This is a genomic window from Pseudobutyrivibrio sp. UC1225 (assembly GCF_900115215.1).
Lineage (GTDB): Bacteria > Bacillota > Clostridia > Lachnospirales > Lachnospiraceae > Pseudobutyrivibrio.
This window is the reverse complement of sequence record NZ_FOVQ01000005.1, coordinates 146,586-161,106: the sequence shown is the minus strand read 5'-3', so window position 1 is coordinate 161,106 and position 14,521 is coordinate 146,586. Positions and strand designations below refer to the sequence as shown.

Annotated in this window: 9 protein-coding genes; all 9 read right to left on the bottom strand. The window is 41.8% G+C overall.

The features are described 5' to 3' along the window. Nucleotides 1-122: 122 nt before the first annotated feature. The 9 genes from BMZ41_RS08445 to ileS all read right to left on the bottom strand — a co-directional run bounded on the left by BMZ41_RS08445 (nt 123) and on the right by ileS (nt 14,470). The gene (locus BMZ41_RS08445) at nt 123-1,244 is read right to left on the bottom strand and encodes a substrate-binding domain-containing protein (RefSeq protein ID WP_090170496.1); all 1,122 of its coding nucleotides are present in this window, start codon (nt 1,242-1,244) and stop codon (nt 123-125) included. A 174-nt stretch (nt 1,245-1,418) separates the two neighbouring features. Further along, a complete protein-coding gene (locus BMZ41_RS08440; RefSeq protein ID WP_090528590.1) occupies nt 1,419-2,462 on the bottom strand; it encodes a sugar ABC transporter substrate-binding protein in 1,044 nt (347 codons plus the stop codon). A gap of 36 nt (nt 2,463-2,498) precedes the next feature. Further along, nucleotides 2,499-4,088 carry a response regulator gene (locus tag BMZ41_RS08435; protein WP_090170492.1) on the bottom strand — a complete coding sequence of 530 codons (1,590 nt, stop codon included), beginning with the start codon at nt 4,086-4,088 and terminating at the stop codon, nt 2,499-2,501. Beyond that, nucleotides 4,081-5,559, bottom strand: coding sequence for a sensor histidine kinase (locus tag BMZ41_RS08430; protein WP_242942032.1), 1,479 nt, complete (start codon nt 5,557-5,559; stop codon nt 4,081-4,083). Before BMZ41_RS08430 ends, BMZ41_RS08435 begins: the two co-directional genes overlap by 8 nt. After that, the gene (locus tag BMZ41_RS08425; RefSeq protein WP_090170490.1) at nt 5,546-6,598 is read right to left on the bottom strand and encodes a sugar ABC transporter substrate-binding protein; all 1,053 of its coding nucleotides are present in this window, start codon (nt 6,596-6,598) and stop codon (nt 5,546-5,548) included. Before BMZ41_RS08425 ends, BMZ41_RS08430 begins: the two co-directional genes overlap by 14 nt. A 45-nt stretch (nt 6,599-6,643) precedes the next feature. Next, nucleotides 6,644-7,669, bottom strand: coding sequence for a hypothetical protein (locus tag BMZ41_RS08420; protein ID WP_090170489.1), 1,026 nt, complete (start codon nt 7,667-7,669; stop codon nt 6,644-6,646). 160 nt (nt 7,670-7,829) lie between these two features. Next, nucleotides 7,830-8,714, bottom strand: coding sequence for a CPBP family intramembrane glutamic endopeptidase (locus BMZ41_RS08415; RefSeq protein ID WP_090170487.1), 885 nt, complete (start codon nt 8,712-8,714; stop codon nt 7,830-7,832). Nucleotides 8,715-8,731: 17 nt separating this feature from the next. Then, nucleotides 8,732-11,188, bottom strand: coding sequence for a glycogen/starch/alpha-glucan phosphorylase (locus tag BMZ41_RS08410; RefSeq protein WP_090528587.1), 2,457 nt, complete (start codon nt 11,186-11,188; stop codon nt 8,732-8,734). Between the two features lie 123 nt (nt 11,189-11,311). Further along, entirely contained in the window at nt 11,312-14,470 is a 3,159-nt protein-coding gene (gene ileS, locus BMZ41_RS08405; protein ID WP_090528585.1) for an isoleucine--tRNA ligase, read from the bottom strand. Between the last annotated feature and the right edge of the window lie 51 nt (nt 14,471-14,521).

Sequence of the window (14,521 nt, the reverse complement as noted above, 5' to 3'; positions counted from 1 at the left end):
CTATAAAAGAATAACCTTAGTGTATTCTCTTCAAAATATTCTCTTTTGTTTTAGCCTTAAATATAGGGCAGGTTTCCCTGCCCTATAAAGCTGTTTTGGGTTTTAGATGTGAAAGCATCTAATTAGTCTGCTAACTGATCCTCTGTGTAGTAACCAGAATCAATAAGGAGTTCCTTGTAGTTGTTAGCATCTGCGAATACTGGCTCGCAAAGGTATGAAGGAACGATTCCGTTTCCGTTGTCGTATGTCTTCTCATCGTTAACATCTACTGTCTCACCGTTAAGGATCTGACCTACCATCTTAACTACCTGTGAAGCAAGTGTACGTGTATCCTTGAATACTGACATAGACTGCTTTCCAGCGATCATGTTCTTTGTGTTCTCGATATCGCAATCCTGACCTGTGATGATTGGATATTTACCCTTGTAGTTTGCTGCAAGTGCGTTCTCAACACCAAGTGCTGTAGAATCGTTTGAGCAGAGGCAGATATCAAGGTCATCGCTAGCGTAGTTAGAAGAAAGGATTGTCTCCATACGTGACTGAGCTGTCTCTGTAGCCCATGAAGGAGTAGCAACTTCTGCGAACTCTACCTGACCAGACTTAACTTCAAGTGTTCCTTTCTCAATATATGGCTTAAGAAGATCCATAGCACCGTTATAGAAGAAACCAGCGTTGTTATCACCTGGATCACCAGCTGTAATTTCAAGTGTGAATGTATCTGATGTGTTCTCAAGGTCGAGCTGATCGATGATGTACTGACCCTGAACCTGACCTACCTTGTAGTTATCAAATGTAGCATAGTAAGAAACTGCATCTGAGTTCATGATAAGACGGTCATAAGCGATAACTGGGATGTTCTTCTCAGCTGCCATATCCATAGCCTCACCAAGTGAAGAACCCTCGATAGCTGCAACTACGAGTACGTTACATCCTGAGTTAATCATGTTCTCAATCTGAGAAACCTGTGTCTGAACATCGTTTGAAGCGTACTGAAGGTCAACATCAAATCCAGCTGCCTTAAGCTCCTTCTCCATGTTAGCACCATCCTGGTTCCATCTCTGAAGGTCCTTTGTAGGCATTGCTACACCAACCTTTGTGCCACCAGCTGTTGTAGTAGACTCTGTAGCCTCACCTGCATCTGCTGCTGGAGCTGAATCTGTTGTCTCTGTGCTTGTTCCACAGCCAACTAACATAGAAGCTGCCATAGCACCTGTTAAGAGTACACTTAATAATTTCTTTTTCATTTCCTAAAAAACCTCCCTTTCAATTAGGTTATGTTTGTTACTGTAGATAATATATCATTTCACTTTCTGAAAATGGTTGTCACTTTCTTCACATTTTTGTCTATTCCGTATTTACGATTAAAAAAGGACTAGCACATTTTTGTGCTAGTCCTGATACCAAATTGCAATTTTATGCTACTGGCTCTTTTCACTGTCTAATGTATTTAAGTATACGTCCTCTCGACTGTGGAAGCCTCCATCGATGATTACCTCATCGAGATTATCCTTATCAACTGCAACTGGTTCGATGGCTACATATGGGATGTTGTGTTCTCCATCATTAATCTTATTCATTACGTTGAGAGTCTGTCCCTGTGCCAGCTGAACTGAAAGCTTTGCAGCCTCCTCGGCAAGCTTTCCTACAGGCTTATAAACTGTCATAAGCTGAGTGCCCTGAACAATGTGCTGGCAGGCGGGAAGGTCTGCATCCTGTCCTACCACTGGAATCTCTCCTGCAAGCTGTGCTACTGCAAGAGCCTTTATTACTGAGGTGGCAACATCATCATTTCCACACATGATGGCGTCAGCATTTCTGACAACATCCATATGGTCATATACATAGGCACCGCCAAGCTCTGCCTTCCAACCCTCACAATTATAGGTATCAATAATCTCTACATTATTAGCATTCATCAGTTTAGTGAAGCCCTGATTTACCATAGGAACATTCTTATCTGTAAGTGGTCCACAAATCATGATGACCTTTTTTGCTCCTGAGCTGACTATGGCACTTCCAAGCATATTTCCAACCTTCTCGTTGTCAAAGGAAATATATAAATCCGCATTTACGTTAGCAATAAGTCGGTCATAGCATACCACTGGAATGCCTGCCTTTTTTGCATCTGCTACTACATCTGTCAGTGCTTCTGCATCGATGGCTATGGTTACAATACAATCAACTTTCTTTTCTATCAAATAGCGAATCTGCTCAATCTGTTTTGTCACATCCCCATTAGCATTCTGCACATTAACTGTAGCGCCAAGTGATGATGCTGTGGAAACAAAAACGTCCCTGTCCTTTTCCCATCTTTCTATAACAAAGGAATCAAAGCACATTCCAATTTCCAACTCATCTTCCTCAGGCTGTGCCTGTTTGGCTTCCCCTGCTTTGGTGGTACATCCGCAGAACAGGCACCCCATCAACAGACATGCTGCCACCTTCTTCAAAAAACCCTTCATACCTGTTATTCTCCTAATTCACCCTTCTTACAACATCTACTGTTTTTGATATTCAGTAGGTGTTTTGCCCGTATACTTTTTGAAATTTCGTGAGAAGTAATTTGGATCTGAATAGCCCACTTCCGCAGAAATCTCCTTCATAGACTTGTTTGTAGTTTTAAGAAGCTTCTTTGCAGCCTCTATTCTAAGCTTGGTAAGGTAATCAATGAAGTTTTCTCCTGTTTCCTCCTTGAACACCTTTGAGAAATAATAAGAGCTGATATTAACAACACGAGAAACATCATCTAGTGTAAGCTCCTTCATGTAATTCTCATCTATGTACTGCTTTGCCTGATTTACTGCACTCATAGACTGCTCTTCATGCTTGTTTGACACCCAGAAGGCAGCGTCCTTAATCTTTTCGGTAAACCAGATTTTTTCATCTGCAAGACCGCTTAAACTCATAAGCTCTGACAAATAATTTGCTCTACTTTTAAATTCATACATACGACCTGTCTTTTCATATGCAAGATGCTCTGCCCAAAGGACAAATTCCAGACATTTCAGGCGAACACTATCGTTATCGTTAGCATAGGTGCTTTCCATCCAGTCAAAGAAAGTCTGGGCAATTGAAACAGACTCGCTGACATTTCCAAGAGTAATCTCGTCAAAAAGGCGTTTCTCCAAATCCATTGGATAATTTTCCTCGTACTGGCATGCAACAGGCATGTCATCCACATGAGCTACGTGACTGGTGTTACTTATCAACACAGAGTTAGCTTCTTCGTAAGATTCACACATTCTTTCAAGTGGCTTAACAGAACCAAATCCCACTCTAAAGTCCATGTCAAAGCGATCTGCCAGCTTTCTGCAAAGTACTCTGGCATTTTCCACGATCGCATTTCTCTCATTATAGGAAAGAGTGTCGTTGTGACATGGGATGAGAATAGGAATTTTGTTTGACATAACATTTCCCATAATTCCCTTTATATAATCCTCAGTAATTGTGTGTATCTCCTTGTAAGATTTCTGTGCCTGGATAGATGCCGCAACAGCACTTGTCATGTAGTTGCCCACAAGCTCACGACCAAAGGTCATGCAGGCCATATAGCCGTAATCACAATCTATGCCAAGAAGAGTCTTGTAGTTATCAATATCTTCTTGAAAATACTCCTTGAACAACAAATCCTGAATAAGACCGTTTTCAATAATAGGAACAACTATCTCTAGCTTCTCTCGTACCTTTAAATCATTGCTACGCTTTGTACGTTCTCCATCAATTCTACCCATAGCCTTCTGGAGGATATCAAGAATCGCCTCCCGGCTGACAGGCTTATTCAAATAATCCAGTACTCCAAGAGAGATTGCCTCCTTGGCATAATCAAATTTATCGTAGGCTGTCATTACAATAAACACCACGTGCTTATTGGTACGACGAATCTCGCGCATAGCCTCGATGCCGTTGATACCTGGCATCTGAATATCCATAAAAGCGATATCTGGCTGGAACTCCTCTGTAAGCTCGATAACCTGACGGCCTGTTTTGGCAACGCGGATGTCGCACTGGCTACCATATTCTTTTTCAATTATGAATTTGAGAGAGTCGATGACGATTCCCTCATCGTCCGCTAACATTACTTTATACATCTTCTAACCCCGGAAGATACAGAATAGTCTCTGTACCCTTATTTTCTCCTTCTGAAATAATATCCAGTACATCATCCCGCTCATAAAAAATATTTAAGCGCTCGATGCAGTTTGCAAGTCCAACTCCATTTGAATCAGACTTTTGAGGATTGCCCTCGTAACTGCCCTCAAGAATTTTGGTGATGGTCTCATTTGTCATTCCAATTCCATTGTCTTTGATGCTGACGCAGATATAATCGCCTAATTCATAGACAGAAAGGCTGATTTTCTTATTCCATTCAATATTTCTAACACCATAGTTGATACTGTTTTCAACAATAGGCTGGAGTATCATACTTGGTATTTTTACCCCAAGCAGACTCTCATCTATATTCTTTTCAAACTGAATCTCTCCAGCGAAACGAACATTGATGATGTAAATATAGATATCTACAAGCTCAATCTCCTCCTTAAGAGTTACCACATCCTTATTTTTCTTGATGTTGTAACGGAAGAAATTAGCCACATTATGCATATATTCACTGGTGCGGTCTGCCCCTTCCATCATGGCAAGCTGAGCACCTGCGTTCAACGTATTAAAAAGGAAATGAGGATTAATCTGTGACTGAAGATATTTCAGCTCAGCATCCTTAATGTGGTTTGCCATAATCAGCTCATTTTCCTTAAGCTTTCGCTCGGTCTCCATAGACTCGGTAAGCTTGGTGATGTATGCCTTCAGTGAAACCACCATCTTATAGAAGGCACGGGTCACAACGCCGACCTCATCATTATTGATTACAGCTGGAAGCGCAACATCGAAATTACCATGGGACACACTGTTTGCCGCCTGAGCCAGCTTTACAAGTGGGCTGGTAATTGTTGATGCAATCAAAACGACGAAGGACAGATTCGCCACTCCGATAATAATCAGGGTCAAAATATTCAACTCTTCAAGAGTCTGCAAGGCAGACATCATTGTGCTGTAGGATTTTGAGTTGTTGATAAACTGCTGATTATTAAGGCTTGTTATATTCGAATCGATGTAGCGATAAACTCTGGTAGCTTCCTCATAATAGCTCTTGTACTTCTCTACATTTCCACCACGCTTACTTTCAACAGCGTGATTTGTCAGCTCCAAATAATTTGCAGAAAGCTTTAGGATATTACGCTCCAGCACTCTGCTATCGTTTACATCATTATTGTCATCCAAATTTTTTAGGAGATCGCTGTAATTCTGCTCTGCAATATAGTATTCCTCCAAAGCATTACTGGTCTTGGTACCAAGGTACACGATTGTTGCACTGTGAAGACCATCCAACGCTGTAGTAAGCTCATTGAGGGAATTGTTGCTGGCGTAAACCTCATTTAGAGATTTCAACATTCTGTCCGTACCCATGTATAAAACTATATTTACCATGAAAAGCAAAATAATAGGCAGACAGAAAACTATAATCATCTTTTTTCTGAGGGAGAGGGATCTAATTGTTTGCATCTTCCACCTCCTCCAGATATGACTCAATGTTATTACCGTCAATAATCTCAGGCTCAACATTGATATAGTCGGAAACATGTCCTGTCTGTCGATACTCTATAAAAGCCTTTGCAGCAGCCTCACCCATGCTGGATGCATTCATGGTAACTGTGCTTTTGATAACACCCTGCTTGATTCCAGTGTATATGGACTGTGACTCATAGTTTCCGAAAAGCAGTATCTGACCAACCTTATTGTAATCAATCATAGCCTGATAGAAGCTCTCTGTAGAAAGCTCATCAAGACAGATTACCACTGGCTGTATTTCATTCTTTTGGAACAGATTCTGGATATATTCCTCTGTCGCAAAAACATCTGTGCTTTCAATTCTTCTTATCTCAAATTCAAGAGGCCCGTTAGGAAGCTCCTCGTCGGAAAAGGACTCCTGAATATTGTTGATGAAGGTATTTAAGGTAGCCTCATCATAAAGACTATTGGCAATCACCATAACGTGCTTCTGCTTTACAAGATTTTTCTTGATGGCATCAGCGTAAAGATTGGCAATAGTGTAATTGTTTACGCCTACATAGCTGACACGACTTTCTGATGCAATATCTGTTTCAAGGGTAATAACTGGGATATGGGCAGAGTATGCCTTAGTAAGAAGCTCTGCTGTCTCAGGAGAATCATCTCCCTCCAACATAATGCCATCACAGCCTGATTCAATAGCCATCTCCAGAAGCTCAGTCTTGCTGTAGTTAACATCCACGTTGTCAGAAATCATATCAACATAAATGCCATTCTCTCTACCGTATTCGCTGGCTGACTGATATACATTCTGCCAGAAATCGCTCCTGTCATCTGAGGAAATCAGCACCACATAGGAATCATACTGGCTATACTTGGCTTCCTTAAGAAGATTATTGGCTTCGTGCATTCGCTGCTGGTATAAAACGAAGCTGATAATGGTGGTTAAAAACATAAAAGCAACAGTGCAACCTGCCGCAATGACAAGTGCACCGTTGCTTTTGAATTTAATTTTATTACCACCCAATTTCATAATACATTAATTCTCCCAAATACATCTTGAATTATTATAAATAAATTAGGTGATAAAGTCTACATGTTGCACACCACTTGCACGACCATCACTTTCATGAAGATACATGCCAGATTTGCGGGTGACTGCATTTGCATCGTAGTTATCACTTCGATGGATGAACTGAGTATCCAGTCTGCCAAGGAATATTGCACCCACATCAGACTCCTTCAGCCCATACAGCTCCTGCTCTCCTTTCTCATTAATGGTCATGATTCTTAGCTTTGCAAACACTGGGTCGTTCTCATCAATCCAGCCATTCTTATCTGAATCGTACTCCTCCAGCTCGCCAAATCCATCTCCAGTTCTTGCCCCAAACAGCTCAAGACCATTTTTGATAAAACCATCGTCATCCTTATCCAGTGCCAAAAAGCCTGAGCCCTTGCCAAGATTATGAATCTCATCCTCCTCTCCGTCCCCGTCTAAATCGAAGAAGAAGGTTTGATTATCAATAGATGTTGGACAATCGTCAAGATTGATTACAAGTGGGTCAACACAATTTCTAAGGGCTGTGCTAACATTCTCATACTTCTCCACAAAGGAATCCGAAAGTGCAAAGCTGTAATTGAAGTTTAGCTTTCTGCCGTCAGCGGTGACAGCCGTACCAGTTGAAGAGTATTCCACGCTCTGACTCTCCCAGTGCTCGTAGGATACCGTGGTGGTCTGCACAAATGTAGGCTGATTTCCTGAAATGCTATAATCGCCATAATCATCGCCTTCACCATAAATTTCCCGAAGCATACGTCCAAATTCAGAGTCCTCATCAAAATACCTTCCCAGCATGAACATCTTTAGAAGATATTCAATTGTCTTCAGCCTTATCTTGCTGGGCGTGTCGATTTTGATCTCATTGTTATCAACCGCTTCTGTCTTTTCCTCCTTTTCAGTTTCCTCTGCCTGAAGTTCATCCCCCAAAAGATTAATTTCCTTCAGATTAAAGACGGGTTTTGTCTCTGACTGAACAGTGAGACGCATTCCACTAGTGTAGCTAGTGGTTGAGGCCATAGAAACCTCAGAATTGTTAATTACCATTCGCTTTCCTCCTTTTTAAAAACCAAATAGCGTTAAAAGAAGAAAGTCCTTTTTCTGCCCCATAGACTCTCTTATTTCAGGTGGCACTGTACCTCAAATAAAAGAAAAAACCAGGAAAACCTTTAGGCCTTCCTGGTCTCTATGATCCTCGTCCGTGTAATTATATATCGGCAATATTACCATCATTATTAACTACTGCAGAAGCTTTTTTCAAACAGATAATTGAAAAATATGCAGCTACAAGTGCGCCTAATGTACAGAAGAAGAATGAAAAAAGTCCATCTCCTCCAACTGGCAGATAATCTGCACAGATTGTACCGATAAAATTAAACAGGATATGAATAATTATTGTAATTACAAGACTGTCGTAAAGGTACATTATGTATCCTAAACCTAAGCCTAATACAAAGGCGTATACTCCCTGAAGCTTGTTCATGTGGAATGCGCCAAACATTATAGCCTGAATCAGAATTGCATAATAAACTGGCATAACCTTTTTGGCAGCAAAGAAGGTAAGGCCTCTGAATAATAGCTCCTCACAAACAGGTCCTAAGATGATAGCATACACAATCATGATTGGTGTCATGCTGGTGCTAATTCCTGCAGACTCCATAAGCTCCTCATACTCTTCCAGCCATGAAGGAAATGCTGAAGCCAGTGAATTCATAAGATACACTGTCACATACTGCATACTTACTGCAAAAAGCAGAAGGCCTGCGATTGTAAGTGGCATATTATTTGATTTACCTGAAAGGCCTGAAAGCTTGCCATCTCTGTACTGCTTTTTATAAACCAAAAAGGCAATAAATGCAGTAACTGCTGCATACATAACAGATGTCCAGGCTACTCCGTCGCCATTTGAATATGTATTTATTACCTGGATAATAAAGCTTGTATAATCGCTACCAGTATAATTGCACATCCCTGCAACTATATAAAACTCCAGTGCCATTATAGATACTGCTGTCTGAATAAGTATTGCAACGATGGTTGGCAGAAAAATCCATGGAATATATCTTCTTCTGTCAGTATTGTTCTGATTCATTTTAAGTCTCCAATATTCTATTTAAGCTCAAGCTTATCCAGATGCCAGATATCATCTACATACTCCTGGATAGTTCTGTCTGAAGAGAACTTTCCAACGTGAGCAACATTAGAAAGAGCCATCTTTGCCCACTTTTCTCTGTCCTTATAGGCTTCCTGAATCTTCTCATGTGCTTCACAGTAAGAAGCGAAATCCTTAAGAACGAAGTATGTATCAGCCCTCTCAGTACACTCTGTATTTAGAAGTGAATTGTAGATAGGTCTGAACAACTCTGGGTTGTCTATGCTGTAATTGCCGTTAACAAGCTGAGACAGAACCTTCTGAATATGAGGATTCTTGTTCATCTCATCAACAGGGTTGTAGTCATGATTCTTCTCGTGGGCGATAACCTCATCAGAACTCATACCGAAGATAAAAATATCCTTTCCTCCAAGCTCCTGATACATCTCCACGTTGGCACCATCCATAGTACCAATTGTGACTGCACCATTAAGCATAAACTTCATATTACCGGTACCAGAAGCCTCCTTTGATGCTGTAGAAATCTGCTCTGAAACATCTGCTGCTGCAAAAATCCACTCAGCATTAGAAACCCGGTAATCCTCGATAAATACAACCTTAAGCTTATTATCTATAGATTTATCATTATTAATTACTGCACCTACATTGTTGATAAGCTTAATGATAAGCTTGGCATTTTCATAACCTGCAGATGCCTTTGCTCCAAAGATAAAGGTTGTTGGATAAAACTCCATCTCTGGATTCTCTTTAATCTGATTGTACAGATACATTACATGCAAAATATTTAGAAGCTGACGCTTGTACTCATGAAGTCTCTTAACCTGAACGTCAAAGATTGAGTTAGGGTCAACTACGATGCCGTTGTGATCAAATATATATTTTGCAAGTCGCTTCTTGTTCTCCAGCTTAATTTCCATAAATTGCTGAAGCGACTTCTTGTCATCAAGAAGCATAGTAAGCTTCTCCATCTGAGAAAGATCTGTAATCCAGCCACGACCAATTTTCTTGATTACCCAGTCAGACAGCTTGTAATTGCCGTGCATAAGGAACCTTCTCTGGGTGATACCATTGGTCTTGTTATTAAACTTCTCTGGATACATCTCATAGAAATCATGAAGAGAAACATTCTTCAAAATCTCTGTATGAAGAGCAGCAACACCGTTTACTGAGAAGCCGGCACAGATAGCCATGTGAGCCATTTTTACCTGACCATCAGCAAGGATTGCCATGCGGTGAACCTTTTCTTCATCGCCTGGGAACTTTGCTCTGATTTCCTCGCAGAAACGACGATTGATTTCTTCAACTATCATGTAGATACGAGGTAACAGGCCTTTGAAAATATCCTCTGGCCATTTCTCAAGAGCCTCTGCCATGATGGTATGGTTTGTGTAGGCTACGCAATGAGTGGTAACCTCCCAGGCATCGTCCCAACCGAGACCATGCTCATCCATCAAAAGTCGCATAAGCTCAGCAACTGTCAGTGTAGGGTGCGTATCATTCATCTGGAATACTACCTTTTCTGGCAGACGCATAATATCATTGTGAAAACGCAAGTATTTTGCGATTGCACGCTGAAGAGAAGCTGATACAAAGAAGTACTGCTGCTTTAATCTAAGCTCCTTACCCTGAATGTGATTATCATTAGGATAAAGAACCTCAGTAAGGTTGCGAGCCAGATTCATATCCTCAACAGCCTTGCTGTAATCGCCACGATCAAAGGATTGAAGTCTAAATACTTCCTTTGGCTTGGCGTCCCAAATCATAAGAGTATTAACCATACCATTATCGAAGCCTGTAATAGGCATATCGTATGGTGTGGCAAGGACAGAATTGTAGCCCTCATGGATATATTTGGTGGTGCCGTCTGGCTGGTTCTCATAGCGAACCCACCCGCCAAATTTTACCTCAAACTCGTACTCTGTACGCTCAAGCTCAAATGGATAGCGTGTCTGGAGCCAATCATCAGGCACCTCTTGCTGAAATCCATCTTCTATCTTCTGCTTGAACATACCGTAGTGATATCTGATACCACAGCCATAGGCTGGATACTGCAAGGTTGCAAGTGAATCTAAAAAGCAAGCTGCGAGACGACCAAGACCACCATTTCCAAGGGCAGGATCTGGCTCCTGATCCTCGATAAGGTTTATATCTACTCCAAGATTAGCAAGAGCATCCATGACTTCTGTATAACCACGCATGTTAATCATGTTATTACCAAGAAGTCGACCAATCAGAAACTCCATTGACATGTAGTAAACACACTTAGGGTCCTGCTTGGTGAATTCCTTTTGGGTGGTGAGCCAGTTGTCGATTACCACGTCATTAACAACTTCGGCGCAGGCGCGGTAAATCTCCTCCTTGGTAGCCTCCTCAAAGTCCTTACGGAACATAGACTTTACACGGTCCTTAATCTCACGCTCTAATTCTTTTGTGCTAGGCATCTGTCTCTTCATAAACTCTACCCCTCCACACAGTAGCACGCCTGTTACGGAGACAATCCTTAGATATTGCTCCGCTCGACTAACATGTCTCGCTGTGCAACACTAAGAGATTGTCACCTACAGACTATCTTAAGTTTATTGTCTAGTTACAGATAATGTTACCTTTTCTCCATTAATATTCCATTCTTTTGTGTGAGATCCAGAACCGCCAACAACGATTTCGTCTGCGAGAACCTCACCCATGATAACGTCTTTATTTCTCTCAAATATGTCCTTTATTTTATCAGATGATTCGTAAGAAACTGTGATTCTGTCCATAACCTCGAAATCTGCTTCCTTACGCATTGTCTGAATCTTAGATACGATTTCACGTACAAAACCTTCCTCAAGGAGCTCCTCTGTAAGGTTTGTATCAAGAACTACTGTAACGTAGTTGTCGCCGTCTGCTACAAAGCCCTCTGTCTGAGCCATAGAAATAAGTAAATCTTCCTCTGCAAGCTCGATAGATGCATCAACCTCAGGCAATCTTAATACCCCATTTGCCTTAAGCTCTGCATAAGCTGCGTTTCCATCAAGGCTAGAAAGTGCCTTCTGGATGCCACCAAGGAACTTGCCATACTTAGGTCCTACTGTACGAAGCTGTGGCTTGAAGCTGTATGATGTGAATGATGAAACATCATCTGTGAATGTAGCCTTCTTAACGTTAAGCTCATCCTCGATGATTGAAACATACATCTCATCAAGCTCATGCTCAGCCTTGATGTACATCTGGCCAATTGGCTGACGATTCTTGATATTAGCTGTGTTACGGCAAGCACGTCCGTGAACAACAATCTTAAGAAGCTCATCCATATCTTCCTCAAGCTTCTTATCGATGAACTGCTCATTTACAACTGGGAAGTCGCAAAGGTGGATAGACTCTGGAGCTGTCTTATCTACTGAGCGAACCATGTTCTGGTAGATTTCCTCTGTCATGAAAGGAATCATTGGTGCTGCTGCAAGTGCAATATCCTTAAGGCATGTGTAAAGAGTCATGTAAGCATTAATCTTGTCCTGCTCCATTCCCTTTGCCCAGAATCTGTCACGACAACGACGAACATACCAGTTTGACATGTCATCTACGAACTCATCAAGTGCACGTGCTGCCTCTGGAATCTTGTATGAACCAAGGTTCTCATCAACAGCCTTGATTGCTGAATTAAGACGAGAAAGAATCCACTTATCCATAACTGCAAGCTTGCTGAAATCAAGCTCGTACTTTGTAGGATCAAACTCATCAATATTTGCATATAAGATATAGAAAGCGTATGTATTCCAAAGTGTTCCAAGGAACTTTCTCTGGCCTTCCATAACTGCATTCTCACCAAATCTCTTTGGAATCCATGGTGCTGAAGATGTGTAGAAGTACCATCTGATTGCATCAGCGCCCATCTTCTCAAGTGCATCGAATGGATCAACAGCGTTGCCCTTAGACTTAGACATCTTCTGACCATTCTCATCCTGAACATGACCAAGTACGATTACGTTCTCATAAGGAGCCTTGTTGAAGAGAAGTGTTGACTCTGCCATAAGTGAGTAGAACCAACCACGAGTCTGGTCAACAGCCTCTGAAATAAACTTAGCAGGGAACTGCTGCTCAAATACTTCCTTATTTTCAAATGGATAGTGATGCTGAGCGAATGGCATAGCACCTGAATCGAACCAGCAGTCGATAACCTCTGGTACTCGCTTCATTGTGCCCTTACACTCAGGACATGTGCATGTAACCTCATCGATGTATGGACGGTGAAGCTCGATAGTCTCTGCATCAGCACGTCCTGAAAGCTCTGCTAATTCCTTGCGGCTTCCGATTGAAATCTGCTTACCACAGTCTGGGCACTCCCAGATGTTAAGTGGAGTTCCCCAATAACGGTTACGTGAAATACCCCAGTCCTGAACATTCTCAAGCCAATCTCCGAAACGTCCCTTACCGATTGAATCTGGAATCCAATTTACAGTGTTATTATTCTTAATCAGGTCATCCTTAACCTCTGTCATCTTGATGAACCATGATTCTCTAGCATAGTAGATAAGTGGAGTGTCGCATCTCCAGCAGTGTGGATACTCGTGCTCGAACTTAGGTGCTTCGAAGAGCTGTCCCTTAGCATCAAGGTCCTTAAGTACGTTTGGATCTGCATCCTTAACGAACTGACCAGCGTATGGTGTCTCCGCTGTAAGCTCACCCTTGCCATCTACGAACTGAACGAATGGAAGGTCGTACTTACGGCCAACCTTAGCATCATCCTCACCAAATGCAGGAGCAATATGAACGATACCAGTACCATCTGACATAGTAACGTAATCATCGCATACTACGAAGTGTGCCTTCTTGTGCTGCTTCTCTGCTGCAATGCCAGCGCACTCGAAAAGTGGCTCGTATTCCTTGTACTCAAGGTCTGTTCCCTTATAAGTCTCAAGAACTTCGTAAGCCTTCTCTCCTTCTTCCTTTGCAAGCTTGCCAAGTACCTTATCAGCAAGTGCCTCTGCGAGAATATATGTATAGCCATCTGCTGCCTTAACACGAACGTAAGTCTCTACTGGGTTTACGCAAAGTGCAAGGTTTGATGGAAGTGTCCATGGAGTTGTTGTCCATGCGAGGAAGAATGCATCCTCTCCCTTAATCTTGAAGCGTGCGATTGCTGAGCGCTCCTTAACTGTCTTGTAGCCCTGAGCAACCTCCTGTGCTGAAAGTGGAGTACCACAACGAGGGCAATAAGGAACGATTTTGAATCCCTTGTAAAGGAGTTTCTTGTCCCAGATTGTCTTAAGTGCCCACCACTCAGACTCGATGAAATTGTCATCATATGTGATGTAAGGATTGTCCATATCTGCCCAGAAACCAACTGTTCCAGAGAAATCCTCCCACATACCCTTGTATTTCCATACGGATTCCTTACACTGCTTAATGAAAGGCTCCATACCGTATTCTTCAATCTGCTCTTTTCCGTTAAGACCAAGAAGCTTCTCAACTTCAAGCTCTACTGGAAGACCATGTGTATCCCAACCAGCCTTACGAGGAACGAACTTGCCCTTCATTGTCTGGTATCTAGGAATCATGTCCTTAATGGCACGAGTCTCAACATGACCGATGTGAGGCTTGCCGTTTGCTGTTGGAGGGCCATCATAGAATGTGTATGTCTCTCCCTCTTTTCTTGAATCCATTGACTTCTGGAAGATGTCATTCTCGTTCCAGAACTTGAGCACCTGCTTTTCGCGCTCAACAAAATTTAAACTTGCGTCTACTTTGTTGTACATATAAAGTAATTCCTTTCTGTGAGACTAGGCTTTCTCGTCACCTAATCCTTA

Excerpts from the sequence above, each read along its gene's own strand:
- BMZ41_RS08425 (WP_090170490.1), bottom strand. The coding sequence starts at position 6,598 with ATGAAATTGGGTGGTAATAAAATTAAATTCAAAAGCAACGGTGCACTT.
- BMZ41_RS08415 (WP_090170487.1), bottom strand. The coding sequence starts at position 8,714 with ATGAATCAGAACAATACTGACAGAAGAAGATATATTCCATGGATTTTT.
- BMZ41_RS08430 (WP_242942032.1), bottom strand. The coding sequence starts at position 5,559 with ATGCAAACAATTAGATCCCTCTCCCTCAGAAAAAAGATGATTATAGTT.
- BMZ41_RS08445 (WP_090170496.1), bottom strand. The coding sequence starts at position 1,244 with ATGAAAAAGAAATTATTAAGTGTACTCTTAACAGGTGCTATGGCAGCT.
- BMZ41_RS08440 (WP_090528590.1), bottom strand. The coding sequence starts at position 2,462 with ATGAAGGGTTTTTTGAAGAAGGTGGCAGCATGTCTGTTGATGGGGTGC.
- BMZ41_RS08410 (WP_090528587.1), bottom strand. The coding sequence starts at position 11,188 with ATGAAGAGACAGATGCCTAGCACAAAAGAATTAGAGCGTGAGATTAAG.
- BMZ41_RS08435 (WP_090170492.1), bottom strand. The coding sequence starts at position 4,088 with ATGTATAAAGTAATGTTAGCGGACGATGAGGGAATCGTCATCGACTCT.
- BMZ41_RS08420 (WP_090170489.1), bottom strand. The coding sequence starts at position 7,669 with ATGGTAATTAACAATTCTGAGGTTTCTATGGCCTCAACCACTAGCTAC.
- ileS (WP_090528585.1), bottom strand. The coding sequence starts at position 14,470 with ATGTACAACAAAGTAGACGCAAGTTTAAATTTTGTTGAGCGCGAAAAG.